26 protein-coding genes are annotated in these 23,450 nt (G+C 55.5%); 11 read left to right on the forward strand and 15 right to left on the reverse strand.

The genetic code is table 11. From position 1 onward, the window contains the following. Positions 1–54: 54 nt before the first annotated feature. From O4H49_RS03345 to O4H49_RS03355, 3 genes are all read left to right on the forward strand, one after another. Entirely contained in the window at positions 55–864 is an 810-nt protein-coding gene (locus O4H49_RS03345) for a tetratricopeptide repeat protein (protein WP_269421998.1), read from the forward strand. Between the two features lie 139 nt (positions 865–1,003). Beyond that, positions 1,004–1,918, forward strand: coding sequence for a tetratricopeptide repeat protein (locus O4H49_RS03350; protein ID WP_269421999.1), 915 nt, complete (start codon positions 1,004–1,006; stop codon positions 1,916–1,918). Between the two features lie 140 nt (positions 1,919–2,058). Further along, the gene (locus O4H49_RS03355) at positions 2,059–2,868 is read left to right on the forward strand and encodes a tetratricopeptide repeat protein (RefSeq protein WP_269422000.1); all 810 of its coding nucleotides are present in this window, start codon (positions 2,059–2,061) and stop codon (positions 2,866–2,868) included. Positions 2,869–2,923: 55 nt separating this feature from the next. On the opposite strand, the gene O4H49_RS03360 is transcribed toward O4H49_RS03355, so the two are convergent. After that, complete coding sequence (locus tag O4H49_RS03360; RefSeq protein WP_269422001.1) at positions 2,924–3,073, reverse strand: hypothetical protein; 150 nt, start codon at positions 3,071–3,073, stop codon at positions 2,924–2,926. A gap of 182 nt (positions 3,074–3,255) precedes the next feature. Here O4H49_RS03360 and O4H49_RS03365 point away from each other — a divergent pair, with 182 nt between their 5' ends. Beyond that, positions 3,256–3,789, forward strand: a complete 534-nt coding sequence (locus tag O4H49_RS03365; protein ID WP_269422002.1) for a hypothetical protein — start codon at positions 3,256–3,258, stop codon at positions 3,787–3,789. A 219-nt stretch (positions 3,790–4,008) separates the two neighbouring features. Here the strand turns inward: O4H49_RS03365 and O4H49_RS03370 are convergent, their stop codons facing one another. From O4H49_RS03370 to O4H49_RS03380, 3 genes are all read right to left on the reverse strand, one after another. Continuing rightward, positions 4,009–4,407, reverse strand: coding sequence for a VOC family protein (locus tag O4H49_RS03370; RefSeq protein WP_269422003.1), 399 nt, complete (start codon positions 4,405–4,407; stop codon positions 4,009–4,011). 170 nt (positions 4,408–4,577) lie between these two features. Then, the gene (locus tag O4H49_RS03375; RefSeq protein WP_269422004.1) at positions 4,578–5,549 is read right to left on the reverse strand and encodes a TraB/GumN family protein; all 972 of its coding nucleotides are present in this window, start codon (positions 5,547–5,549) and stop codon (positions 4,578–4,580) included. A gap of 81 nt (positions 5,550–5,630) precedes the next feature. Further along, the gene (locus O4H49_RS03380) at positions 5,631–6,923 is read right to left on the reverse strand and encodes an aldose 1-epimerase (RefSeq protein WP_269422005.1); all 1,293 of its coding nucleotides are present in this window, start codon (positions 6,921–6,923) and stop codon (positions 5,631–5,633) included. 189 nt (positions 6,924–7,112) lie between these two features. On the opposite strand from O4H49_RS03380, the gene O4H49_RS03385 reads away from it, so the two are divergent. The 4 genes from O4H49_RS03385 (at position 7,113) to O4H49_RS03400 (ending at position 11,335) form a co-directional block, all read left to right on the forward strand. Further along, on the forward strand, positions 7,113–9,791 hold the full coding sequence (locus tag O4H49_RS03385) for a PAS domain-containing protein (protein ID WP_269422006.1): 2,679 nt from the start codon (positions 7,113–7,115) through the stop codon (positions 9,789–9,791). A 63-nt stretch (positions 9,792–9,854) separates the two neighbouring features. Beyond that, positions 9,855–10,061, forward strand: a complete 207-nt coding sequence (locus tag O4H49_RS03390) for a hypothetical protein (RefSeq protein ID WP_269422007.1) — start codon at positions 9,855–9,857, stop codon at positions 10,059–10,061. Between the two features lie 242 nt (positions 10,062–10,303). Further along, positions 10,304–10,738, forward strand: a complete 435-nt coding sequence (locus tag O4H49_RS03395; RefSeq protein WP_269422008.1) for a recombinase family protein — start codon at positions 10,304–10,306, stop codon at positions 10,736–10,738. Between the two features lie 51 nt (positions 10,739–10,789). After that, positions 10,790–11,335 (forward strand): hypothetical protein, encoded by a 546-nt coding sequence (locus tag O4H49_RS03400; RefSeq protein ID WP_269422009.1) that lies wholly within the window; start codon positions 10,790–10,792, stop codon positions 11,333–11,335. 26 nt (positions 11,336–11,361) lie between these two features. Here the strand turns inward: O4H49_RS03400 and O4H49_RS03405 are convergent, their stop codons facing one another. The 3 genes from O4H49_RS03405 to O4H49_RS03415 all read right to left on the reverse strand — a co-directional run bounded on the left by O4H49_RS03405 (position 11,362) and on the right by O4H49_RS03415 (position 13,612). Beyond that, positions 11,362–12,087, reverse strand: coding sequence for a hypothetical protein (locus O4H49_RS03405; RefSeq protein WP_269422010.1), 726 nt, complete (start codon positions 12,085–12,087; stop codon positions 11,362–11,364). Positions 12,088–12,174: 87 nt separating this feature from the next. Continuing rightward, the gene (locus tag O4H49_RS03410) at positions 12,175–13,116 is read right to left on the reverse strand and encodes an alpha/beta hydrolase family protein (protein WP_269422011.1); all 942 of its coding nucleotides are present in this window, start codon (positions 13,114–13,116) and stop codon (positions 12,175–12,177) included. Between the two features lie 262 nt (positions 13,117–13,378). Next, positions 13,379–13,612 carry a hypothetical protein gene (locus O4H49_RS03415; protein WP_269422012.1) on the reverse strand — a complete coding sequence of 78 codons (234 nt, stop codon included), beginning with the start codon at positions 13,610–13,612 and terminating at the stop codon, positions 13,379–13,381. Positions 13,613–14,027: 415 nt separating this feature from the next. Between O4H49_RS03415 and O4H49_RS03420 the strand changes: the two genes are divergently transcribed. Continuing rightward, positions 14,028–14,303 (forward strand): hypothetical protein, encoded by a 276-nt coding sequence (locus O4H49_RS03420; protein ID WP_269422013.1) that lies wholly within the window; start codon positions 14,028–14,030, stop codon positions 14,301–14,303. A 22-nt stretch (positions 14,304–14,325) separates the two neighbouring features. On the opposite strand, the gene O4H49_RS03425 is transcribed toward O4H49_RS03420, so the two are convergent. Continuing rightward, positions 14,326–15,012 carry a helix-turn-helix transcriptional regulator gene (locus O4H49_RS03425; RefSeq protein ID WP_269422014.1) on the reverse strand — a complete coding sequence of 229 codons (687 nt, stop codon included), beginning with the start codon at positions 15,010–15,012 and terminating at the stop codon, positions 14,326–14,328. Between the two features lie 204 nt (positions 15,013–15,216). Further along, complete coding sequence (locus tag O4H49_RS03430; protein ID WP_269422015.1) at positions 15,217–15,612, reverse strand: RidA family protein; 396 nt, start codon at positions 15,610–15,612, stop codon at positions 15,217–15,219. 246 nt (positions 15,613–15,858) lie between these two features. Between O4H49_RS03430 and O4H49_RS03435 the strand changes: the two genes are divergently transcribed. Next, a complete protein-coding gene (locus O4H49_RS03435) occupies positions 15,859–16,539 on the forward strand; it encodes a GNAT family N-acetyltransferase (protein WP_269422016.1) in 681 nt (226 codons plus the stop codon). Positions 16,540–16,544: 5 nt separating this feature from the next. Here the strand turns inward: O4H49_RS03435 and O4H49_RS03440 are convergent, their stop codons facing one another. The 6 genes from O4H49_RS03440 to O4H49_RS03465 all read right to left on the reverse strand — a co-directional run bounded on the left by O4H49_RS03440 (position 16,545) and on the right by O4H49_RS03465 (position 21,606). Then, positions 16,545–17,582 (reverse strand): hypothetical protein, encoded by a 1,038-nt coding sequence (locus O4H49_RS03440; RefSeq protein WP_269422017.1) that lies wholly within the window; start codon positions 17,580–17,582, stop codon positions 16,545–16,547. Positions 17,583–17,816: 234 nt separating this feature from the next. Further along, positions 17,817–19,301 (reverse strand): hypothetical protein, encoded by a 1,485-nt coding sequence (locus tag O4H49_RS03445; RefSeq protein ID WP_269422018.1) that lies wholly within the window; start codon positions 19,299–19,301, stop codon positions 17,817–17,819. A 119-nt stretch (positions 19,302–19,420) separates the two neighbouring features. Beyond that, positions 19,421–19,669: a hypothetical protein gene (locus O4H49_RS03450; protein ID WP_269422019.1), complete on the reverse strand. Its 249-nt coding sequence runs from the start codon at positions 19,667–19,669 to the stop codon at positions 19,421–19,423. A 62-nt stretch (positions 19,670–19,731) separates the two neighbouring features. Next, a complete protein-coding gene (locus O4H49_RS03455) occupies positions 19,732–20,001 on the reverse strand; it encodes a hypothetical protein (RefSeq protein ID WP_269422020.1) in 270 nt (89 codons plus the stop codon). After that, on the reverse strand, positions 20,001–21,029 hold the full coding sequence (locus tag O4H49_RS03460) for a hypothetical protein (RefSeq protein ID WP_269422021.1): 1,029 nt from the start codon (positions 21,027–21,029) through the stop codon (positions 20,001–20,003). The genes O4H49_RS03455 and O4H49_RS03460 overlap by 1 nt, the downstream gene beginning before the upstream one ends. A gap of 4 nt (positions 21,030–21,033) precedes the next feature. Beyond that, positions 21,034–21,606, reverse strand: a complete 573-nt coding sequence (locus tag O4H49_RS03465) for a hypothetical protein (protein WP_269422022.1) — start codon at positions 21,604–21,606, stop codon at positions 21,034–21,036. A gap of 390 nt (positions 21,607–21,996) precedes the next feature. On the opposite strand from O4H49_RS03465, the gene O4H49_RS03470 reads away from it, so the two are divergent. Continuing rightward, the gene (locus O4H49_RS03470; protein WP_269422023.1) at positions 21,997–23,376 is read left to right on the forward strand and encodes a tyrosine phenol-lyase; all 1,380 of its coding nucleotides are present in this window, start codon (positions 21,997–21,999) and stop codon (positions 23,374–23,376) included. Positions 23,377–23,450: the final 74 nt, after the last annotated feature.

The following is a 23,450-nucleotide window of genomic DNA, read 5'->3' on the forward strand; positions in this document are numbered from 1 at the left end:
TGTTTTCTGATCGCTCTCTTTACTTTAATTATAAAACCGGAATAGAGTTCGGACATGAAAAAATTCCTGATTATCCCGCTGGTTCTGCTGTCGCTTGTTTCATCCCCGAGTTGGGGGGGTGATATTGACAAGGGCCTTGCGGCTTATGAACGTGGCGATTTCGCCACGGCCTTGCGTGAATGGACCCCTCTTGCCGAACAGGGGAATGCCGAAGCCCAGTCCCTTCTGGGCTGGATGTACGCTGAAGGAGACGGCGTTCCCGAGGACGATGCGGCTGCAGCGAAATGGTACAGGCTTGCCGCCGACCAAGGGTATGTCTATGCCCAGTTCTATCTGGGGGCTGTATATGAGGAAGGAAAGGGCGTTCCCGCTGACCAGGAGGCCGCGGCGAAGTGGTACAGCCTTGCTGCCGAACAGGGATTTGCCGATGCACAGCTCAATCTGGGTGTTATGTACAGAGAAGGTCGTGGTGTTCCATTGGACAATGAATCTGCCGTGAAATGGTACAGGCTTGCCGCGGAACAGGGACTTGCCGCTGCCCAGCACAATCTGGGGGTGATGTATGACGAGGGCGAAAGCGTTCCCCTGGACGATAAGATCGCGGTTAAATGGTACAGCCTTGCTGCTGAACAAGGGCATACTGGAGCCCAAACCAATCTGGGTTTTATGTACGTCAGAGGAGAGGGTGTTCCACAGGACTACCTCTATGCCCATATGTGGTGGAATATCGCCGCAACATCAGGGGAAAGTGAGAGCGCATCAATAGCCAGAGATACTCTTGAGCAGAGAATGACTTCGGAGCAGATTGCAGAAGCAAAGAGACTTGCTGGCGAATGTGTTGGCTGGAGCTTCATGAGCTGTTGAGGGGAAGTCCCCTAACCGTAGATCTCTCCCCGATCTATCGCTATTTATCCCGTTCAGCCATTAATTTTCCGCTCTCAATGCGGGTGTTTTTCTGATCGCCTTCTTTACTTTAATTGCAAAGCCGGAATAGAGTTCGGACATGAAAAAATTCCTGAGTATCCCGCTGGTTCTGCTGTCATTTTCTTCATCCCCGGGGTGGGGTGATGATTTCGGCAAGGGCCTTGCTGCTTATCAAAATGGCGACTTTGCCACAGCCTTGCGCGAATGGACCCCGCTTGCCGAACAGGGCGATGCAAAGTCCCAGTACAATCTGGCTGTGCTGTACGACGAAGGACAAGGTGTTCCCGAGGACGATCAGGCAGCGGCGAAATGGTACAACCTGGCCGCGGAACAGGGGCATGCGAAGGCCCAGTTCAATCTGGCGGTATTGTACGACGAAGGAGAAGGTATTCCCGAGGACGATCAGGCCGCGATGAAGTGGTACAACCTTGCCGCCGAACAGGGATATGCCGCGGCCCAGTACAATCTGGGGGTGATATACGCTGAAGGAGATGGCGTTCCCCAGGACGATGCGGCTGCGGTGAAGTGGTACAGCCTTGCCGCGGAACAGGGGTTTGCCGATGCCCAGCACAATCTGGGGGTGATGTATGACGAAGGCGAGGGTGTTCCCCTGGACGATGAAGCCGCTGTGAGATGGTATCGCCTTGCCGCGGAACAGGGGTTTGCCACTGCCCAGCACAATCTGGGGGTGATGTATGACGAAGGCGAGGGCGTTCCCCTGGACGATGAAGCCGCTGTGAAATGGTATCGCCTTGCCGCGGAACAGGGGTATACCCCTTCCCAGGCCAATCTGGGCTTTATGTACCTCAATGGCGAAGGCGTCACACAAGACGATGTATTTACTCATATGTGGTGGAACATCGCCGGATCAGCCGGGGACAGTGATGCGGTCAAGGACAGAGGTATTCTTGAGAGAAGAATGACCGCTGCTCAGATTGCCGAGGCAGAGAAACTGGCCCGCGAATGTATTGCCCGGGACCTCAAGGGCTGTTGAGGGGCGGGTCTCTTCTCGCCTCCAACTTCGGCAAATGTATCTTTGCTCATCCAGCTCAGATATAAATTGTTCACCATCACTGCGGGTGTTTTCTGATCGCTCTCTTTACTTTAATTGCAAAGCCGGAATAGAGTTCGGACATGAAAAAATTCCTGATTATCCCGCTGATTCTGCTGTCGTTTTTTTCTTTCCCGGCTTGGGCGAATAATTTCAGCACGGGCCTTGCTGCTTATGAACGTGGCGATTTCGCCACGGCTTTACGTGTATGGACCCCGCTTGCTGAGCAGGGCGATGAAAAGGCCCAGTACGGTCTGGGCCAGATATACATCAAAACATATGCTGTTGCAGAGGACGGTGAGGCCGCAGCTAAATGGTTCAAGCTTGCTGCCGAACAAGGGCATGGTTCTGCTCAGTACAATTTAGGTGTGATGTACTCCGCTGGAAAAGGCGTCGCACAAGACCATAAGGCCGCGTTTAAATGGTACAGTCCTGCTGCCGAACAGGGGCATACTGGGGCCCAGTACAATCTGGGTGCGATGTATTACGAAGGAAACGGCGTTCCAGAGGACCACAAGATCGCAGTGAAATGGTTCAGGTTTGCAGCTGAACAGGGGCATGTCTCTGCGCAGTACAATCTGGGTGTGATGTACACCAAAGGACAGGGTGTTTCAGTGGACGATAAGGCTGCGTTTAAATGGTACAGCCTTGCCGCGGAACAGGGGCATACTGGGGCGCAAACCAATCTGGGTTTTATGCACGTCACAGGAGAGGGGGTCCCTCAGGATAACCTCTATGCTCATATGTGGTGGAATATCGCCGCATCGTCAGGGAAAAATGAGAAGGCAGCACAAAGCAGAGAAGTCCTTGAGCAAGAAATGACCGCTGCTGAAATTGCCGAGGCCGAGAAACTGGCCCGTGAATGTATCGCCCGGGGTCTCAAGGGCTGTTGAGGGGCGGGGCTCTCAAAGCGTACTCCTCCACCCGATCAATTACCCTTTATCCCTATCAGGCATCAATGTCCTGCTCTCGATGGTTTTTCTGGCGGCCCAGTACTGTAAAACGATCCGGAATCCGTTTGCGATTAGCCTGGCCGATAGCCAGATGTCTGATGCCGATAAGCTCCCGGTTCAAAAAGGCGTTGGTCAGCTTGTCCATTGTTTCAGACCGGAACAGATTTTTTATCTGGGGAATTAATGGCTGGTCTAAGGGGGATTACTGGATTTTTTTGGGGGCTTTTGCCATACTGGCCCTTGCTCCTGTCCCACTGTTGTCAGAACAAGCGACTTTGTCTGGCTCGCCGATTTGGACTTCGCTCGCCAAACTGAAAAGGGAACGCAATGTTTAGCCTGGAACGCTTTGTCGAAGACTGTTGCACTGCTGTGCGAAGCGATAAAACACATAAAAGCGTCGCAGAGATATTTGACCGTGCCTTTCATGATCCCTCGGCGATAACGGCTGCCCTCGGGGAACCGGAAAAGGCCGGATTAACACCGATCTATTGTTCGTCGGATGTGACTATTCTTAATCTGGTGTGGAAGCCATCAATGATAATCCCGCCGCACAATCACAATATGTGGGCGATGATCGGTGTTTATGGCGGGCGCGAAGACAATATCTTTTGGCGACGCATCAAGGACGACCCTGATGGGCGGATCGAAGCCGCCGGGGCTGCGGCGCTGAGTACGGGGGACTATACGCCCCTGGGACATGATATTATCCATTCCGTCGCAAACCCCATTACAAAACTTACGGGCGCAATCCATGTCTATGGCGGCGATTTTTTCGAAGCCGAACGCAGTGAGTGGGACCCGGAGAATTTATCAGAACAGGATATTGATTTGGAAAAGCTGAAGGCGCTGTTTAACGATTGAAAAAATTATTCCGATCCCGCTGTGATCCCTCAGGCTTCAGGGAGTGACAAGCGGACTTGAAACCCGTTTTGTTTCCAGGATGTATCTGGCGGTTATGAAGGGAGATGTGCCCAGAAACCAGCCAATAACCAGCCAATAATCAGAGAGAGGTCGCGGCAGAGAAACTGGCTCGCGTATGTATTTTCCCGGGACCTCAAGGGATGTTGAGGGCGACAGAGCTTATGCCGTCCATTCCCGGTTTTGCAGGACAACCCGATAGCCGTCGAGGTCTTCAAAGGTTTTGCCAACCACATCCCAATAGCCGTTGTAGGACGGCACCAGCCGAAAACCTGCGTCAAGCATCTGCTGGCAACAGCCCTCCCACAGCGCAGTGTCTGTGAAATAGAATACCAGCAAGTTGTCCTGGGTCGGGGCCTTGCCCGCCACCGTCCCGCGATGATGGGTGAATTCCAGATGATAATTGTGCTGTGCATGCCCGATGATCGAGCCATCAAAGCCGTTGTGCCCCTTGAATTCTCCCAGCAATTTAAACCCCAGTCCCGCCACGTACATTTGCGTGATCTCGGCCAGATTGTCGGTTGGACGGGCGATCCTGAGCTTGCTGGTAACGGGGATCATGGGGCTTCCTTTATCAAAAATCTGGGTCTAGCAAAAATCTGGGGCTAGCAAAAATCGGGTTGTCAAAGAGTTCTGTCCGGGGGGACTTTTGGGATGATTTTCGGGGAAAATCCGTTGTAGAGGTACAGGCCAACTGACCTGTATATAGCCTGCCGTAATTGTCTCCCCCCTCACTGCCGCATCGCGTTGATCCCCAGTTCCCCCAGATACCATTGCAGGGATCTTTCGCCGCCGAGATGACCGGCGCCGACGGCGATGAACGTTTTGCCCGAGCCCGCGAGGATCTGGCTGATCTGTCCGGCCCAATCCTTGTTGCGGTCATAGAGCAGGGCGGTTTTGGTTCTTTCGTCCTCGCCAAAGCTGTCGTTGAGCAGCTGGCTCAGGGTCGCGATATCGCCGGCTTTCCAGGCGGCGATCATGTCTTCGACCAGGGTTGGTTCTTCGAGGATCTGGCCAAGCAGTTCTTCGAACATGGCCAGTTCCTCATCCGGGGGAATGTCGCCGAACAGGGCGAGTTGCTGTTCCAGGCTTTCAAAATAGCCCAGCTGCAATCCGCGGCTTTTTGCTTCTGCCAGCAGGATCCGGTCTACCCCGGCCTCTGGGTCATAACCGCGCTGTTGCATCTGGATGCCGACCAGGGTAATCCCGGCCAGCCAGGGGCGGAAGGGGGCGAAGTTGTCCATGGTTTCTGGCGGCAGCTTGAGGAACTGCAACACCTGTTGATAGCGGCTGCGGGCCTCTGGGGAGAGGTCATCGGCAAAGGGTCTGCCGCTGTGATTGATGCCGTAACGCTGGATCAGCGGTTGCATGTTCTCGGGTGTGGCGTCGCCGACGGGGGCCTCGATATACAGGCTGTCGGCTGCGGCAAAGGCCTGTTGTACCACCGGGCTGCGCCATTTTACTTCCGGGGGCAGGACATGGATGGTGCCAAAGATCCAGATCTCGCTGTCGGCATCGCTGACCTTCCACAGGGCCGGACCGGGTGTTGGGGCTTCTGTTGCTGTCGCGGTCGGCAGGTTCGCAAGGAAAATACCAGAGGCAAGGCCTGCGCCGAGCAACAGGACCAGCAGAGGCCGGAACAGGTGCTGGATCCGTCGAGCGGCTGAGGCTTTGACCGGGAAAAAGGCGACAGTCGGGAACATGGAAATCTCCGGAAAAGGGAACGGCAACTTTAGCGGGATAAAATCTTTACGTTACAGAAATCCTTACGTCACTAAAAAGGCTTAATCCAGTTCTTTCGGGCTGAAGGCCATCCAGACAGACCAGCTTTCGCCCGGGGCGAGAATTTTCATGCCGCTGTCTTTGGGGGGCATGGCGGGTTTTTCTGGCGCAGCAGCGCTGAGATTGAAGGCATCGGTGATGTGCGAGACCGGCTCGACACAGAAATAGCCTTTGTTCCGGGGGGCATAGACCACCAGCCGGTCGAGATCCGCGCTGGCGCTCAGGTCCAGCTGTAGTTTCAGCGCGGGCCAGGTGATCCGGGCCTGTCCGTCCCAGGGTTCGAACAGGTTGTCACAGCGCAGCCCGGCAACGGTCCTGCCATCGCGCAGGTGCAGATGATCGGGACAGGCGATGCGCTCGGTGGGCAGGCAGGTGGCGTCGGTCATCCAGACCGCCTCGACATTGGCCTGAAGGTGAGGGCCTTCTTGCCCTTGGTCGCTTTCCTGCAGATCGGCCTGTTCATGTGCCCCTTCATATGTCGGGTCATATGTCGGGAAATAGGGGTGCAGGCCCAGACCTGCGGGCATGGGGCGGTCTGATCGGTTGGTCAGGGTCACTTCATGACGCAGATCGGCCCCGGTCAGGGTGAAGGTCTGGCTGGCGTGAAAGGCAAAGGGCCAGCCGCTTTCTTCGGGGGTGCGCCAGTGCGCCGGATCGTGCGACAGCTCCAGCGTGATGCTGTTGTCATCCTGTGCTGTCTCCTCCTGGGCCGCGACCTGCCAGAGCCGCTGCCAGCCGATACCGTGGATGCTGTGCGGGTGATCGCCAAAATTCAGCGGCAGTTGCCATTGCAGTCCGGCAAAGTTCAGGCGGCCATCGCGCAAGCGGTTGGAATAGGGGATCAGGGCAAAGGAGGCCGGGCCTTCTGGCTTTACTTCTGAGAGGGGGACTTCTGAGGGCTGTACGTCCCGGGGCAGAGCTTCAGGCGGGCGGGTCCCGGCGGAATGATCAGCAGCAACAGAGGTCTGTTGTGGCATGGGGCGGAGCAGATCAAGCGGACCACCCGGTCGCGACAATTGATAACTGGCAAGACAGCCGCCCAGCGGGGTCACGCTGAAACGGGCGGTGCCATTATCAAGGGTGATCGGGGCGGAAGAGAGCTGTTGCATGGCTGTCCTGTTCTTTGTCAGGTTTTTCTGAATTCTGGTCTTGGTTCTTGGTCTTGGTCCCTGGCCTTGATCCCTGGTCTTGATCCGGGCCGTAATTTTGCGGGTATTTTCGGGGTGCTTTCCGGGGAGGCGACAACCGATCCCTGTGGCGTGCCAGATATCCCGACTGCAACCGCTGCGGGGCAAATGTGTCCTGCTTTAAGGGGTTTGACAAGATCGGAAAGCATGCCTGAAGAGGGAAGAGCCTGATTTTCCAGTACTTATCAAAACATTTTTTCTGTAGCAGTCGAGATTTAAGGCCTTTTTAACACCGATTGTGATTTTATGGTTTTTTATATCCTGTCTCCCGTCTCCCATCTGGGTAGAGGAGTGCCTGTGTTCTCTGTTGCGAAAATTATTTCAGTCGGCTTGCTGTTGACCTTTCTGATTTTTGGAGGCTGGGCGAGTCAAATTCTGCTGGATGTCGGGAAAGACAGAGCTGCTCTTGCCGCTGTCGTGGAAAAGCGTGTGTCCTCTCTCCAACAGGCTGAAATCTTCAGCCGGGCCATGGGATACAATGGCTTTATCCATCACTATAAAAATTATCTTTTGCGCGGTGATGAAAGCTATTTTACTGCGGCCCAGCAGGATCTGGCTAAAGCGATTGTCGTGCTTGACGAACTGGAACAATACAGTGAAGCGATCGAGGAAAAACTCGCTTTTGCCGCTGTGCGGGAAACCGTGTTGCTCTATCAGAAAAATATGGCGGAATCCGCCGTGTTGGTGCGCCAGGGACTGAGGCCGTCCGAGGTGGACAAGGTTTCCCGTATTTCTGATGTCGAGGCGGAACGCGGGATCGATTTTGCCATTGGGGCGCTTCAGGACCGGTTGAGCGGTGAAGTGGCCATCCTGCGCAACACAATGGACAAAAAGGTCCAGGATATCTATCTGCTGTTTGGCCTGCTCGCGATCATGCTGCTGTCCATGACCGGGCTGGCCTATGTGCTTTTGAGGCTGGTCAAAAGCAAGGAGAAAATTACCGCCAGATTTGTCGAGGCTGACCGGATTGCCCAACAGATGCACGAGGCCGAGATTCTGGGAAAAGTCGGGTATTGGGCACTTGGCGGTGAAGGGGCCATTCTGGAATGGTCTGACGGAATTTTTTATATCCATGGTCGGGATCCGGCAAAGGGTACGCCACCGTTGGAGGTGGCCATCGGGGACTATCACCCGGATGACCGGGAAGAAATAAAGCGGCTGATCGCGAAGGCACAGCAAGATGGCGAGACGTTTGAATTTCAAAAGCGGATTGTTACGGGGGAGGGGCAGGAGAAAACGGTTTTTGTCCGGGGAGAAGTCAAGAGATCTCCGTCAGGGCAGGTGATATCCGGCGTTATGATGGATATCACCGAACAGGTGGCAATCCAGAGCGAGTTTACGGCTGTCAAACAGCGGTTTGAACTGGCCCGCAAGGCGGCGGAAATCGGGGTTTGGGAGTATGATCCTGCCACGCAGGCCCTTGCCTGGGATGAGGGCATGTTCCAGCTTTATGGGATAAAGGAGCAGGATTTCAGGGGCATCTATGCTGACTGGGCAGACCGGGTACATCCCGATGATCTGGGCCGAGCGGAAGCAGAGGTTCAGGAGGCGATAGAAAACTATCAACCCTTTAATTCCCGCTTTCGCGTGGTTCAGCCGGACGGGACGATACGCTGGATCAATGGTCGGGCCAGGGTGTTCGCTGATGATCAGGGGGTGGCAAACCGCATGATCGGGGTGAATATCGATATCACCGAGATGGTGCAGGCCGAGGAAAAGGTCCATACAGCCCTGGCCGAAGCAAAACAGGCCAATGCAGCGAAATCGGATTTTCTGGCGGTGATGAGCCACGAGATCCGGACGCCGCTAAACGCGATTATGGGTATGCTGGAACTTTTGGACAAGGACAGCTTGCCTGCTGCTGACCAGATGCTGGTCAAAACGGCGCTGTCCAGCAGTCAGCAGCTTCTGACCGTCCTGTCGGATATTCTCGATATGTCGCGGATCGAAGCTGGCAAGCTGGAGATCGAAGCCCGGCCCTTTAATGTGCTGTGGGCTTTGCAGCAGACCATGTCGCTGCACAATGGTATTGCACAGGAAAAGGGGTTGAAAGTTGACTATTCCCTGCCGGAAAACTCACCACCTGTCCTGCTTGGCGATGAAAACCGCATCCGCCAGATCATTGGCAACTTCCTGAGTAATGCGATCAAATTTACCACAAAGGGTACGATCTCTGTTGATGCAACTGTCATTCCGGCCACAGCAGAGGAGACCGATGCTGTTTTCACCATCAAGGTGACAGATCAGGGTATCGGTATTCCGGCAGAGAAAATCACGGCGTTGTTTCAGCCTTTTGAACAGATTGACGGTGGCCGCACCCGCAAATATGGCGGAACCGGGCTGGGCCTGTCGATCTGTAAACGTCTGGCCGAAGCCATGGGGGGAACTGTTGGTGCCGATAGCGAAGCAGGCAAGGGCAGCACCTTCTGGCTGCGTCTGGTGTTGCCGATCAGCCATGAGGCCAAACAGGCACCAAAGCGGGATCTGAAAGACATCCTGTTGCCGTCGCTGAAAATTCTTGCCGCTGAAGATGCAAAACCCAACCAGTTCCTGTTGATCAACATGTTGCAAAACAAACTGGGCATGGATCTGCACATCGTCGGTAACGGGGCGCTGGCCCTCGAAGCCGTTCAGCAAGACGACTATGATGTCATCCTGATGGATGTGCAGATGCCGGTCATGGACGGGGTAACGGCGACCAGGGCGATCCGGGCGCTGCAGGCCCCTTGCGCAGAGATACCGATTATCGGCCTGACCGCCAATGCCCTGACCGAACAGCAGGATGAATACCGCGAGGCCGGGATGACCTTTTGCCTGACCAAGCCGATTGACTGGCGCGAGCTGATTATCACCCTGGCATCTTTAAAAGAGCCCGAACCAGAAACGGGGAGTGAAGCCAGCGATGAAACCAGCGATGAAGCCAGTGATGAAAACGGGGCACCTCAAGAACAGCTGTCCGACGTTTCTCCGGGCTAGGTCCTTGATCAGGAGCACTGATCCTTCCTGTTTTCGCCGCGAAGCAGCAGGACCTGCAGGGAGATGGCACTGTGTGCTGGCTTGCAGGTCGGCAAGCTAGAAATCCCTTTGACTGTTCTTGTGCCGGAGCCGGGACATCCTGCAGGAAAAAGCTTCCTGCCACAGTACTTCGCGTCTGTTGCGCCCCGGCGGGAGCGGTTGCGGCCAGATATCGGTAGCTGCTTCGCAATAGGTAGAGGGAATGTCTCTTCTCTGCTGATCCCTGGCTGAAGCCGGGATTTCTCGTGGGCTGTTCTGCATGTTTCTGTTCCACTCTGGCTGTTCATACTGCGTACTGTTAAAAAATGCAGCTTGCCGCCCAAACGAGGGGAAGAGATGTCGTAAATATGGCACGAGCAGGGAAAAGCCTGATCCTGACAGGGATTGTTTTCTGATCTGGAATAATCCCGGCGTCAGGTTTATAAAAGCAACAAGAAAAGCAAAAGCTTGCAGGCAAATCTTCGGGACGTGACATGAAAATCGGTTATGCCAGGGTATCGGCAGAGGGGCAAAATCTGGCGCAGCAGGTGGCGGCGCTTGAAGAAGCGGGCTGTGAACAGGTGTTTCAGGAAGTCATCGGCTCGAACCGGGTGGTGCGCCCGGCGCTGGATCAGGCGCTGGCGCTGGCACAGGCGGGGGATACGCTGGTGGTCTGGCGGCTGGACCGTCTGGGGCGACGCACGGTCGAGCTGATCGATTTTATCCGCAGGCTCGAAGCCCGGGCGATTGATTTCCAGTCCCTGACCGAAGGCATCAATACCGCCACGCCGCTGGGCAAGATGGTCTACAGCTTTATCGCCGCACTGGCCGAAAACGAACGTGATCTGGCAATCGAGCGCAGCCTGAAAGCGGGAAAGCCGACGAAGCAGAGCAAGGCAAACGGGCAGGGGAAAAAGGCTGGGTCATGAATTCGCGATTTGCATCGTAATTATTAGATTTGAACCTCTGGGGTATGAAATATGGGAATGAAAGAAACTTTATTAGAGGTTAAGGCTAAGGGCCGACTTGTTTCGTTACATTCAAAGCCTGAAAATTGGAATAAATGCTGTGTCGGTTATGTTGATTGTGTGAGCGATGAACATGTCAGGCTTCGCGCGATTTCTGTTTATGGCGAAGCTGCAGGTTATGAAGTTCGAAGGCTATCAGAAATTTTCAAAATCGAATTTGATGGCCAGTATACTAAGAAAATTGAAAAACTGAATCAGAATCAGGGATCAGTGTTCAAAGAAGTAAAGCTGTATGAAAAGTCATCAGGCGATCTTGTTCGGGAAACACTCGAAAGTGCCCGGCATGAATCTGTCTTGGTTGTCGTGTGGGGAAATGACCCGGATGATTCATTGGTCGGTTATGTTGATAAGATCGAAACCGATTTACTGACGATAAGGCTGGTTGATGAGTTTGGCGTAGATGATGGAGTTTCCGTAATTAGATTTGAAGAGATAACAGATGTTGACTTCAATACTCGATCGGAACAGGCCAGAATTTTTTTGCACAAGAACAGGTAGTGCCGTGAATTGGTACGTTAAAACCGCTAGCTGTTGAGGTTTGTGACAGTGCCATAGCCGATCAGTTGCGAAGCCTCTTGCAGTGGAAATCTGTAACCCACGACAATCTCGGGGGCAGAAAAACAGTTGACCCAGAAAAAAGCGATATTGGCTTGGAAAGACTTGCCGGGGGTAAAGACTTCAGCCCCGTCGAGGCTGGTGATGATGGCTCCGTTCAGACCGACACTGAGCGGGATGTGCGACCAGCCACCAGAAAGTACCGGTGTGTCGCGGCCTCCTTCTTCCTTGGTCAAATAGCGGATCTTGGCATCGAAATTGAGCATGATCCCTGCGCAAGGATCCGCTTCGGCCTCCAGCGTCGTCTTTATTCTGGCTCTCACCATGGCCTGTGCTTTTGCCAGGGCCTCGGTCTGGTCATAGTCCTCAAGTATCTGCTCATTGGCGCTTTTGTAGCGTTGCTTTAACACCGTATCGAGCGAGCAGAGAATATCATGCAAGACAAGCTGACTTGCGGAAGAGGGCAGAGTGTTGCTGGCTTGCTCCTGTAGCAAGCTTTGCAGAATCAGGGCGTAGTCTTCGCTCAGATGAAGCTTGACCGACTGGTCGACAACTCTGGTTGCCTTAAGGTGAGGGTTCTGTGCTTTTGAGGACGGCATGAAGTCGGTTTTCTTGTGAAGAAAGACACTTGGGTGGGAATGGCATTCAATGCCGTGATTGTTCGACAGCTTTGCCTTCTTGCTGGAAGCTGTCAAGCAGGATGGACCTGTCGCCAAAGTGGAAACATTCCTGAAGTCAGGAGCGGGACTTTAAACTTGGGCTATGTGATTCCTGCTCCATTCTCAACGCGCGATGATTTTCAGGACGAAGTCGGTGGCTTGTTTGTGAATCTCTTTGCGGTTTATGCCTTCGGGGTCGTAGAACAGCTCGGGCTCTCTTGCTTTGTCGCTGGCGGTGCCTTCTGGCAAAAAGACATAGTGGCCGACGGTTTTTCCCAGCAGCTGCAGCTCCATGGCCGGGTTTTGCTGCTTGAGCCAGCAGGCGCAGTCCAGATGGGGCGCTTCCCGGTCGTTCTGCCCGACCAGAATACCCACAGGGACGGTGATCGATTTCAGGCTGTCGGGTTCAAAGGCCCGGACGGGCGGCGGCGGGGCAAGGGCAACCGCGGCAGTGATGCGCCCGTCTTTGTAAGACAGGTTCTGCCGATCCATGGACTGGCGAAACTTTTCCGAAGTCTCCTGTAACCGGGGCAGGGAAAGCGCCAGATCGGGAAACTCTCTCGGGCCGCTGTCTGGTATTTTCCGGCTGGCGAGCCAGTCGCGAAACAGGTCATAGCGGGTCCGCGCGCCGAGGAGCGAGAGAACGCTGTAGCCGCCCAGAGAAAAGCCGACCGCTGAAACCCGCGTCAGATCAAGCCGACCGGAAAAGGGCGCCTTTGCACCCAGCCGGTCCAGAAGAACGCTGAGATCCCTTGCCCGTTCCCACCAGCAGATAAAACCCTCTGCCATATAGGGTTCAACGCAAGTATTGCCGTGATGAGAGACCGCAAGGCAGATATAGCCCTGTGAAGCCAGTCCGCTTGCCAGCCAGGACAGGGATTGTGCCAGCCCGCCGGTACCGTGAGAGAGCAGGATCACAGGAAAGCGGTCCTGTTGATGGCTTGGGTCGTGGCCGTCGTCACTCGGGTACCAGGCGGCCCAGATCAGCGGGCGGGTGGCGGCTTCGCGCCAGTGTTCGCGCGCAGGGTCAACTTCCAGACCTTCCCGAAAGGCAACAGAATACATGCGGCGCTCTTCCCCTCAGATGAGATACAGATGTGATCTGCTGCTCACTCTACAAAGGATCGGGGTTTGTTTTCCAGTATTTTCCACCCGGGATAGCCAGCCTGATCTCGACAGATACTCGGGGAATGTTTTTAAAGGGGCAGGTTCATGCCGCAGGACAGTCAAGGGTTCGGGAAATACTCCCGGTCTGCCTGCCAGAAGAGAGAACCTCTGGCAGGGCAGCCTGAAGACCAACAAGTGTCTCTGCGCGAAGACGGGAACACTACCCCCGGTTCAGTTCCTGCAACAGGTGGCGGAATTCGCCTTCGCTGAATTCCAGATCGGGGCTTTCCTGCATGGTGTTGAGCTGCAGCAGCTTGTTGTCGAGGTAGGGACTGAGTTCCCGGTCATGTGCCCGGTAGATTTTGACCGCGGCCCGGGAAATCTGACGGGGGTTGTAACCGCTTTTCAGCTCGTTCTGTAAATCTTCGTGGAGGTTTTTTGCACTGTACGCCACTTCCGAACTCCCTGTCACAAGGTTGGGTCCCGGTGGCTTTTTCAAGGCCGTCATCAGGACCGGATTGCTGATTGAACTGGGTTCCGAACAGCCTTGTTACAGGCCGTCCCGTTGGCAAAAACTTGTCTTGTCCCCTGAAAATTCCTGTCCTTGAAGCCTGCGAACTTCACGTTACCAGCCGAAGAGCATTCCGCTTCTTGCCAGGGCTGTTAGTGCGAACACAAGCGGCGATGGTACCACTGCCAGAGAAAAGCACCAAGAGGGACAAATTCCTATAAAGCTCTTGCCGGAGGACTGTGGAATTTATTCTTGCCCTTGAAACAACCCTTCCTTGTGCAGATATGAAAAAGAACCAGCAAAGGACTGGTGGTGACGCGGTTGCGGGATAAAGGACAGAGGAGAAAAGGGGCATGCCGTGGGCGAATTGATTGGCGAGGTGATCGGCGCGGTGATCGGCGCGGTGCTGCGCGGCGTGTTCTTTCTGCTGCAGTATGTGGTTTTTGACCTGTTTTTCGAATTCCTCAGCTGGTTTTTCCGGGTCGTGGTGATGGGCTGGATCAACCTCTGGCGGCTTCCCTTCGAAAAGCTGCTGCCCCAAAGCCGCGTTCGCGTCGGCGTTCTGGCCTGCCTCTGTGCGCTGGCGTTCAACCCGGTTACCATTCCGATCGGGATCTATTACGGGGTGGTCTGATCTGAGCGCGATCCTCCCGGGCTTAATGTTCCCGTGATTCACAGCGTTCCATTTCCATGAAAGCACTGAGCCCTGTTGCCTCATCCTGAACGAACTCTTCACCTGTCAGGGTGAGGCTGGTGATGCGGTCAAACCGGAATGTCCGGAAATCCTGCCTGAGTTCGCACCAGGCGGAGAACATCCAGCCGTCGGTCAGATTCCAGATCACAAGCGGCCGCACCCGGCGGTCGGACTGTTTCCCTGCGCCGTTTTTATAGGCGATCTCCACGACTTCCCGCTTGCGGATCGCCTCGCGGAGCAGCGCCATATCAGGTGTGGCGCCATTTCTGTTCTGAATATTGTAAAAGGGGGCATCCGAGAGCTTGCGTTCTTCCGGCTGGGGCAGGCTTGCCTGGATTTTCGCCCGGGCTTCGCGGGCTGCGGCTGCCAGAACGGGATCGCCGGTGCGCTCAACGAAGGAAAGGCCAACAGCCAGCGCGTCGATCTGGTCATAGGTAAAGGTTACATTCGGCAGATCAAAGCCCGGGCGCAGCAGATACCCCACTCCGGCCTCGCCTTCAATCGGAAGGCCGGAGGCCTGGAGATGGGCAATATCCCGATAGATCGTGCTGACGCTGACTTCCAGATGCCGGGCAAGTTCGTTGGCCCGGCTGATACCCCGGGTCCGCATTTCGTTGATCAGCCGGAAAAGTCTTTCTGCGCGTCGCATGGGCTATATCGTTATCCGGATATCAAGGTTGTGGGGACAGAGCTGTTCCAATCCTAGACTATACATAAACCCGGCGCGCTTCGATAGTTCAGAACGGGAGAGACGCAACAGCCTGTCCGTGATCGCGTGATCTTTCCCTCAAACCTTTCCCCCAGATCTTTGAGGGCGCAAGCCGTCGCGTTGCGGACTTTACGGCGCTCTCTCTCAGTCCGCAGCCGTGGCCTCGATCTCGAACAAGAGCGGGGGGATCGCCAGCCGGGTTACGCCCAGAAGCGTCATCGGCGGGGCGACCTCTAGCGGCCCGAAACGGGAGCCAAGGATGTCAAAGTGCTTCATGGCTTCGTCTACATCCGTGGTATAGATCTGGAGCCGGATGACGTTGGCCAGGCTCATACTGGCAGCGCCGAGGACGGCTTCCAGATTGTCGAGAGCAAGGGCGATCTGGCTGCGCATGTCTCCAGGATGCTGCGGGTTGCCCTCGGCATCGACGGCGGTCTGGCCGGCACAGACCAGATGACGCTGTGTGCCTTCGACGATCTCGGCCTGGTTATAGCCGAAATTCAGTGACCAGGCCCAGGGGTTAACGGCTGTTCGTTTCATCGATTTTGTGTCCTTAACAATAATGAAGATGACAGCAATGTAACAAAGGCCTCTGTTCACCGTGGTGACAGGAGTGAAGCAGGTCCGAAGGCGTTGTATTCGACAGCTTTCAAATCGGGTATCGCGCGACTTGTGGAACTGGCCTGACAGGATCGGGGCCGGATCGGGGGGGCGAGATCAGAGGCCGGATTGGGTCCGGATGATTGCAAAACCCGGCAGCCGACGATAAGAATAAGGGTGACTGATATGAGTATTGCTGATCGTGAGGTGCCTTTGAGCCAACAGAACTTACCGACCTTTGAAAGTGAACGGCTGCTGGTCCGGCCCCGGGTCTTGGCCGATCTGGAGGACTGTCTGGCGATGGACCGGGACCCCGAGGTGACACGCTATATCCCCGGCCCCTGGAATGATCCGCAAAAACACCCGAATGATCACCCGAATAATCACAGGGATTTTGTTCTGGGGCGGATGACGGCGGACTATCCAGCCGGGTTGGGGTACTGGTCGGTTGTAGCCAAAAGGGAAAACAAAGCCAGAGAACAAGCCAGAGAACAAGCCGGAGAACAAGACAACAGTGCAGGGCAGTCAGAGGAATTCCTCGGCTGGATCCTGCTGCTGGCCTATCCTGACGAAACCGCAGAGGTTTTACCGGGTAAAGCTGAAGATACGAGCCGGGTCGAGATCGGCTGGCGCTTTGTCCGTGCGGCCTGGGGCAAGGGCTATGCCTCTGAAGCTTCGGCGCTGGTCCTCAAACATGCGCTGGCCCTGCCCGCCGTCCGCGAGGTGGTGGCCGATATCGATCCGGAAAACAGCGGATCGATCCGCGTGGCGGAAAAAATCGGTCTGGTCTTCTGCGGGGAACGCCGGGTCGATGGCGAATGGGTCTATTGCTATCACCAGACCTGTGACGCTAAGCCTGCTTTCTAGGGGCTTTATCTCAGGTCAAGCTGCGCGATGTTCAGATAACCGTAATCCCCGTCGGGGGTATAGACGGGATACCAGTTGCCGAAAATCTCGGCACCGGCACGCTGCAGGGGCGCGGCCTGTTCGTCACCATTGAGCCAGATCAGCACCGGGGCGGTTGAGGCCGGACCTACCCGCAGCGCCTGTCGACCGGGCAGGAGGTAAAGCCCTTTGCTTGCCTTTGCCGGGGTGTCTGTCTCTGTCGTGGTCTCGGCTTCGGCTTCGTCCTCGGCTTTGGGCGTAATTTCAGTGACATCAGAAGACGCGGTTTCAGCTTCGGGAGAGGGGGCAGAGCCATCGCTGCCTGCGGGGACATCACTGTCCTCGATGCTGCCCAGCTGGTAATCAGCCTGGGAGATCAGCAGGATTTCCTGTTGTTTTTCCGGCGGGAAGACGGCCTGTTCCAGAGACATCTCGCTTTCGGTAATCATGCGGTCATAGGCAACAGACAGTGCGCCGGGGTAAAGGGTCATTTCGGTAAAATAATCCCCGGTGACTTCGAACAGCGGCACCGTGCTGCCGGGAGCATAGATACTGACGCGCTGGCTGTGGGCGCCCACATGACAGGCGACCCCGACATAACTTTCCTGTCCAAGACGCAGGGGGAAGATTCCGTCCGCACTGCAGTTGTCTTCGTCATCCGGGTCTTCTGAAGTGATCTGGCAGAAATGACAGCCGGAGAGATCGACACGGCTGATGCTGCTGTCGGGATTATTGTCAGCATTGTTTTCCGGATTATTTTCTGGTGTGCTGGCTGGTGACGGGGCAAGGGGTGTCATCAACAGTTGCCACTGGCCCTGTGAGCCTTCGATCCGGTAGGTCCCGGTTCCCCCGGGCAGCGGCAGGGTCTGTCCCTGCTCGGGCATTTCGGCCAGGACGCTCTGCGAAAAAAGTACCAGGGCCAAAAGCCCGCCAAGCCCTGCCAGATGATCACGACAGCGGGCAGCAGCGAAAGATATAGGGGCACGGAAACGTGCGCGGTTCGGGACAGAGACAGGTTCGGACAAGAAACGGGCTTTCGGCGGAAAACAGTTGTGGCTGAGGACCGGGCAGAAAATATAGTATTTGCCCGATCGGGTCCACAGGACTTTAACCAAAGAACCTTGTCAGGAAAATATGACGGCAAGAGCGGATGGCCTGGGCGCGGGAGGGGGCGCCCAGGCCATCACATCGAAAACCGGATCCCCTGCTGGATCTTCTGCTGGATCCTGTGCCGGATCCTGTACGGGATGCCCTGTGCCCTAGGGAGCTTTGCGCTGTTTCAGGCGGGCAGGGTTCTGGCTTTTCTGTTGCGGGTTTTCCTGTTTTTGCTGCAGCAGGGGGGCTGTCCGGAGCGTGGGGCGCGGGATGAGGTTCTGCCGGGCAGGAGCTGTTGGGGCAAAGCCGTCTGCGGCACTCCCTGCGAGGGGAGAGGCTGTGATCGGGCGACAGGTGAAAACGCTGGTTTTCTCGACACTGTCGACCACATCGCCGCTGGCATTGGTGACATTCAGCCGGAAGGTAACGGACTGTTGCATGAAGGCCAGACCGTCCCAGGACAGGCTGTGGGGACCCTGAAAAAAGACGGTTTCTTCCTGGTCAATGGTATAGGCTTTCAGGGCTTTAATTGCGCCTTCGGCCAGAATTGCGGCCGCGCCTGATGATTTCCCCCGACCTGCGAGTTTGCCAATCAGGTTCAGGTTGTCCGGGCAGGCCATGCCCCGGTGGATGGCTTCCTTCTGAACGGCGACCACAAGGCTGGCCTCTGGTGGCAGATGGGTCATCAATTCGTCGGGGGCGGCGCTGCAGTTGACCTCGTAATCAGCCCAGTTTGACAGAAAGGCATGGCTGCTGCCGATCATCCGGACTTTGCCATCTGCCGTGTCGGCACTGACGGGATAGCTGTGTTCAAAGCTGCTTTCGCCAAATCCGTTGGTGGTGATGGTTTTTTCATCACTTTGCTGGCCTGTGTTGTCGTGATAGCGGAACTTGACCTGTTTATGGGGCTCGGCAGAAATGATCTGTCCGGTGAGTGTCATTTCACAGGCACCGCTGATGTTGCTGATCTGGGCTGTCTGGGCGGAAAGAGTTGCGTCTTCGATGGTCTGGACCACCGGGCTGAGAGAGGTATCGCGTTTTAGACAGGTAACGGTGATCGCCTTGAAAGCGTTCCAGCTGTCGACCTCTTCCGGTGTTTGCTGGCCGGTAATCCCTGTTGTGCTGTAATCCAGATTGCCGCGCACCGCGATTTTAGCTTCCCGGTTCTGGGCAAAGATTGCGCTGTTGTCCAGCCCCTGTCCGGCCAGTCTTGCAGCTTCGGCATTGCAGGCTTCGACGGCCAGAAAACCATAGCTGTCACTGTCGAGAAAGAAAGGGGCGGCGGTGTTGACCGACTTGGGGCGGGGGCGGGAATAGCTTGCGCTGTCGCCGTCGTTTTCAAACACGAGCCAGGCACCGGGATGCGCTGGATTGTCAGGCTCCAGGGCAAGGGAAGGCCAGCTTTTCCAGCTTTTGACCCGCCCGGATATTCCGGCGTCAATCTGGACGATAAAGGCTCCTTGCAGCGGCGCCGTGGGAGAAACAAGGGAAGTATATCTGTTGCCGTTGTTGGCAACAGATACATCAGGGTTGCTCATCCACTGCAAAAAGGTATCGGCGCTGTCGGCAGCAGCCAGAGAGGGATAAAGCGCTGGAAAGAGGGTTCCGGCGAGCAGGAGGCTGGTACAGGAGAGATATCTGTTTTTCATAAGAGTGTTCCCATCGCGAGTTACACAAGAAGTCCGGTTAACGGCGAACCTGTTGGTTGGTCGGGCCAAGGCGAGGGGAGGTTCAATCTTTTGGGTGTGATCAGCTGCAGGGGCGCCAATCAGCCGGGGGGATGTTGACGTTTTTTCCTGATTTTTCTGTAAGCCAGCCAGGCAAAAGTCAAGCAGCCAGAGGCAATCAGTCCCCAGCCGGACAAGCCCGCAATTCCCCGGAAAAATCCGTATCGGCCATAGCCGGATGACGGGGGGCTTATGGCGTATAGATAAAGGGCTATACCGGTGAGGATCAGAAAACTGCCGATAAAGAGGGGCCGGCATGAACCTGTTTTGGGATCAGTGTTGTCTGCCATTTTGTCCTCATTTGATTTATTCCCCATGATTTATGCACGGTCACATCAGGGCGCAGGGGGGATCAATCGGAGGGGCGGCGGAAGGCTGAGATGATTTTCCTGAGGGCGATCCAGCAGAAAACCAGGAGACCCAGAGCAATCAGTCCCCAGCCGGACAAGGCCAGAAGCCCCCAGAAAATTCCCGCCATGGCTACTCCAGAGGCCGGGCCGCTCATGGCATAAAAGTAGAGGGCAATACCGGCAAGTATCAGAAAGCTGCCGATAGACAGGAGCCCCCGCGTACTGGGCCGGGTGTCAGGGCTTTTGGGGTGTTCAGGGATTTCATTCTTCATTACGTCACGACCTCAAGGCAATAGGGGGCTTCGTCATAGGAACCCGGAATGACCTTGGGGTCAAAGTCCCGGATGCGCAGGGCAAGGGCGGTTTGGTTTTCCAGTGACCGGTCTGCCAGCTCCCGGCTTTTGCTTTTCGGGTCTTCGCAGATCCAGGTCATGTAAACCGCGGGTTTGAAAGGGGCACCAAGTTTGACCAGATAGGTTATGAAACTGAGTTTGGCCCGCTGGTTTTTACGGTTGCGATGATAATGAAACCGGCGGGCCAGCACTTGCCCCTGCATTTCGTATCCCGGCCTTATTCTGGCCGGGATGGTCAGCGCCCGCGGGCTGTCTCCGATGTCGAGCGCCATCTTTGCAGGACGAAACAGCCGGAACAGAAAAACCAGGGAGACAAAGAGAAGGAGAAGCCCGGCTGACCAGGGATAAAAGGCAAAGCTTTGCTGTTGCACGAGCAGACTGGCAATCCCTTCGATATTGGTATTGTTGCTGGTGATGAAGCCGGGGAAGAGCCCGTTTTCGAAGGCATAGATCTTGAGAACAAAAAGGTTGGTGACCGAGGCAAAAAAAGCACAGATCAGACAGCTGACCAACAGGATAACCGCGCGGGCGGGCTGGAATTCCAGCGGGGAATAAAACCGCCCTCTGTAGCGGGTGATCATGATCTGACGGTAAAGGCTGTCGATCCCGGCAGCCCCGAAAAAAGCAAAGTCACCGGGCAGGTAGTTCTCTTCTTGGGGGCGGGATGACCTGGCAAGATAGATCCCCTTGTCCAATGCCAGGCCGAGATAGATAAAAACCTCTTTTGTCCCGCAGAGCAGCGCGGCGAGATTGTGCGCGACCAGACCGAAAATCAGGGCGGCGACAAGCAGCAGGAAATTCATGCCCAGACAGAGGGCGCGAAGTTCGCCATAGCCCCACCAGCTGACGAGCAGGTCTGACAGAGGGATCTGGAACAGTGCCTGGGACAGACCATTGAAAAAGAGAATATAGGTGGCAAGAAAACCGATGAAGCCCAGAACGACCATGCTGTTATTCCTTCGGGCCAAAGGCCAGCCAGCAGAGGGCATCAAGGGGACGGCCTTGCCTGTTCCTGATCAGCTTTTCACAGCTGAGCCGGACCAGCGGGTAATCGGCATCATCAGCAGGAAGGCGAAAGGGATCAAGGGTGCCTGAAACCATCAGGTCGATCTCAAGATCCTCCAGAACCTTGTTATCGGGATCATCCGGTGTGGTTCCGGCAACAGGGAGAAGGGCAAGATAATCGCCAATCCAGTCGTATTCATCCAGCCTGCCAATAAAAACCGAGGTCAGCCGAGGCGGGCTGGGCTGTTGTTTATAGACGGCAAAGGCACTTTTCAGACTGTCGGAAACGGTAGTCTCCCGGGGAGAACAGCGGTGCCGGATGCCAGCTTCATCGCGGGTAAAGGCATCGAACCGGAGCGCCGCAGTATTGCTTTGTATGTCATGAAAGGCGCTGATGTCGATCTGGCAATCCGCGAACTGTTCCGAAAACAACAGGTTTTCTTCTGCCGACGCACTGCGCAGGAAAAGGATGACAAACAGCAGGGGAGCAAGGAAGAGCGGGCTTCTGTGCTGGTCCAATTCTCTGGTTCCTTTTCTATACATTTTCTATACATTTTCTGTGCATTGCTCTGGTGTGGCGGTTTGGCCCGCAGCCGTGTCAATCAAGGTAACTTGAATAGGTCGGAGCGGGGGTGAAAAAGGTTCAAGGGCCAGATGTTTTTTCTGATATCGGCCTATCTGTTCTTGGTCTCCACTCCATCACTACTCCATCTCTGCTCTGGGAGGAAAAAATCGGATCAGAGACTTGACCGGGGTCAAGTTCAGGGACGCCAGCCCGGGGCTAGACTGACCAGGTTGGCCACTTGTTCGAGCGCAATCTCCAAGGGTTGAAATGCCAAGTCCCTGCGGGCTTGGTGTCATTTTTTTAAAAGCCAGGCTCGTTATCGATGTTTTTATGGAGACACGAAGATGACGATTACTTCCTGGGCTGAACCCTATAAAATCAAGATGGTCGAATTGATCCGCATGACCTCGCGGCAAGAGCGGGCAAAAGCGATCCGCGATGCCGGGTTCAATACTTTCCTTTTGAAATCCGAAGATGTCTATATCGATCTGCTGACAGATTCCGGGGTCGGGGCGATGAGTGACCGGCAGTGGGCCGGAATGATGACCGGGGATGAAGCCTATGCCGGCAGCCGCAATTTCTATCATCTGGAAGAAACCATCCGCAGTTGCTACAGCTATAAATACACCTTGCCGACCCATCAGGGGCGCGGTGCAGAGCATATCCTGAGCAAGATCCTGATCAGGCCGGGCGATTACGTCCCGGGAAACATGTATTTCACCACCACCCGGTTGCATCAGGAACTGGCGGGCGCGACCTTTGTCGATGTGATCATTGACGAGGCCCATGACCCGGCCTCGGACCATCCCTTCAAGGGCAACATCGATCTGGACAAGTTCAGCGATCTGATCGCCCGGGTCGGGGCTGACAAGATCCCCTATATCTGTGTGGCGACCTGTGTGAATATGGCCGGAGGACAACCGCTGTCCCTGGAAAACCTGCGGGCCCTGCGGGGGATCTGTGATCATCATGGCATCAGGATCATGCACGATATGACCCGTGTGGCCGAGAATGCCTTTTTTATCCAGCAGCGCGAAGCGGGCTATGCCGACAAGACCGTAGCCGAGATTACCCATGAGCTTTGCGCGCTGACCGACGGGGCGACCATGTCGGCCAAAAAAGACGCCATGGTCAATATCGGCGGATTTCTGGCACTGAATGACGAACTGCTTTATGAACAGGCCTGCGAACAGGTGGTGATCTATGAAGGTCTGCACACCTATGGCGGCATGGCCGGGCGCGATATGGAGGCGCTGGCCATCGGCATTCGCGAAAGCCTTTGCGATGATCACATGCGTGCACGCATCGGGCAGGTGGAATATCTGGGGCAGAAGCTGATCGATGCCGGGGTGCCGATTGTCCGGCCGATCGGCGGACACGCGATCTTCCTTGATGCCAGGGCGATCCTGCCGCATCTGCCACAGGAACAGTTCCCGGCCCAGGCTCTGGCGGCGGCACTCTATGTCGAAAGCGGGGTGCGGACCATGGAACGGGGCATTGTATCCGCCGGGCGCAGCCCGGAAACCGGCGAGAACTATGGATCAAAGCTGGAACTGGTGCGCATGACCATTCCGCGCCGGGTCTATACCCAGTCGCACATGGATGTGGCTGCAGAGGCGGTGATTGATCTGATGGAGCGGTCAAAACAGATTTGCGGTCTGGAATTTACCTATGAACCAAGCTGTCTTCGTTTCTTTATGGGCAGATTCAAGGTGTCGGAATAAAAGGAAAAATTAATCTTAACTTGAAATAAGTTAACTAAACAAAAAGTGTGTGTTTTATTGCTGCCCCCCTCCGA

The organism is Kiloniella laminariae, from assembly GCF_027214005.1.
GTDB lineage: Bacteria > Pseudomonadota > Alphaproteobacteria > Kiloniellales > Kiloniellaceae > Kiloniella > Kiloniella laminariae_A.

Coding starts and splice junctions, on each gene's coding strand:
- O4H49_RS03345 (WP_269421998.1), top strand. CDS start 55: ATGAAAAAATTCCTGATTATCCCGCTGGTTCTGCTGTCGCTTGTTTCA.
- O4H49_RS03350 (WP_269421999.1), top strand. CDS start 1,004: ATGAAAAAATTCCTGAGTATCCCGCTGGTTCTGCTGTCATTTTCTTCA.
- O4H49_RS03355 (WP_269422000.1), top strand. CDS start 2,059: ATGAAAAAATTCCTGATTATCCCGCTGATTCTGCTGTCGTTTTTTTCT.
- O4H49_RS03360 (WP_269422001.1), bottom strand. CDS start 3,073: ATGGACAAGCTGACCAACGCCTTTTTGAACCGGGAGCTTATCGGCATC.
- O4H49_RS03365 (WP_269422002.1), top strand. CDS start 3,256: ATGTTTAGCCTGGAACGCTTTGTCGAAGACTGTTGCACTGCTGTGCGA.
- O4H49_RS03370 (WP_269422003.1), bottom strand. CDS start 4,407: ATGATCCCCGTTACCAGCAAGCTCAGGATCGCCCGTCCAACCGACAAT.
- O4H49_RS03375 (WP_269422004.1), bottom strand. CDS start 5,549: ATGTTCCCGACTGTCGCCTTTTTCCCGGTCAAAGCCTCAGCCGCTCGA.
- O4H49_RS03390 (WP_269422007.1), top strand. CDS start 9,855: ATGGCACTGTGTGCTGGCTTGCAGGTCGGCAAGCTAGAAATCCCTTTG.
- O4H49_RS03395 (WP_269422008.1), top strand. CDS start 10,304: ATGAAAATCGGTTATGCCAGGGTATCGGCAGAGGGGCAAAATCTGGCG.
- O4H49_RS03400 (WP_269422009.1), top strand. CDS start 10,790: ATGGGAATGAAAGAAACTTTATTAGAGGTTAAGGCTAAGGGCCGACTT.
- O4H49_RS03410 (WP_269422011.1), bottom strand. CDS start 13,116: ATGTATTCTGTTGCCTTTCGGGAAGGTCTGGAAGTTGACCCTGCGCGC.
- O4H49_RS03425 (WP_269422014.1), bottom strand. CDS start 15,012: ATGCGACGCGCAGAAAGACTTTTCCGGCTGATCAACGAAATGCGGACC.
- O4H49_RS03430 (WP_269422015.1), bottom strand. CDS start 15,612: ATGAAACGAACAGCCGTTAACCCCTGGGCCTGGTCACTGAATTTCGGC.
- O4H49_RS03435 (WP_269422016.1), top strand. CDS start 15,859: ATGAGTATTGCTGATCGTGAGGTGCCTTTGAGCCAACAGAACTTACCG.
- O4H49_RS03445 (WP_269422018.1), bottom strand. CDS start 19,301: ATGAAAAACAGATATCTCTCCTGTACCAGCCTCCTGCTCGCCGGAACC.
- O4H49_RS03450 (WP_269422019.1), bottom strand. CDS start 19,669: ATGGCAGACAACACTGATCCCAAAACAGGTTCATGCCGGCCCCTCTTT.
- O4H49_RS03455 (WP_269422020.1), bottom strand. CDS start 20,001: ATGAAGAATGAAATCCCTGAACACCCCAAAAGCCCTGACACCCGGCCC.
- O4H49_RS03460 (WP_269422021.1), bottom strand. CDS start 21,029: ATGGTCGTTCTGGGCTTCATCGGTTTTCTTGCCACCTATATTCTCTTT.
- O4H49_RS03470 (WP_269422023.1), top strand. CDS start 21,997: ATGACGATTACTTCCTGGGCTGAACCCTATAAAATCAAGATGGTCGAA.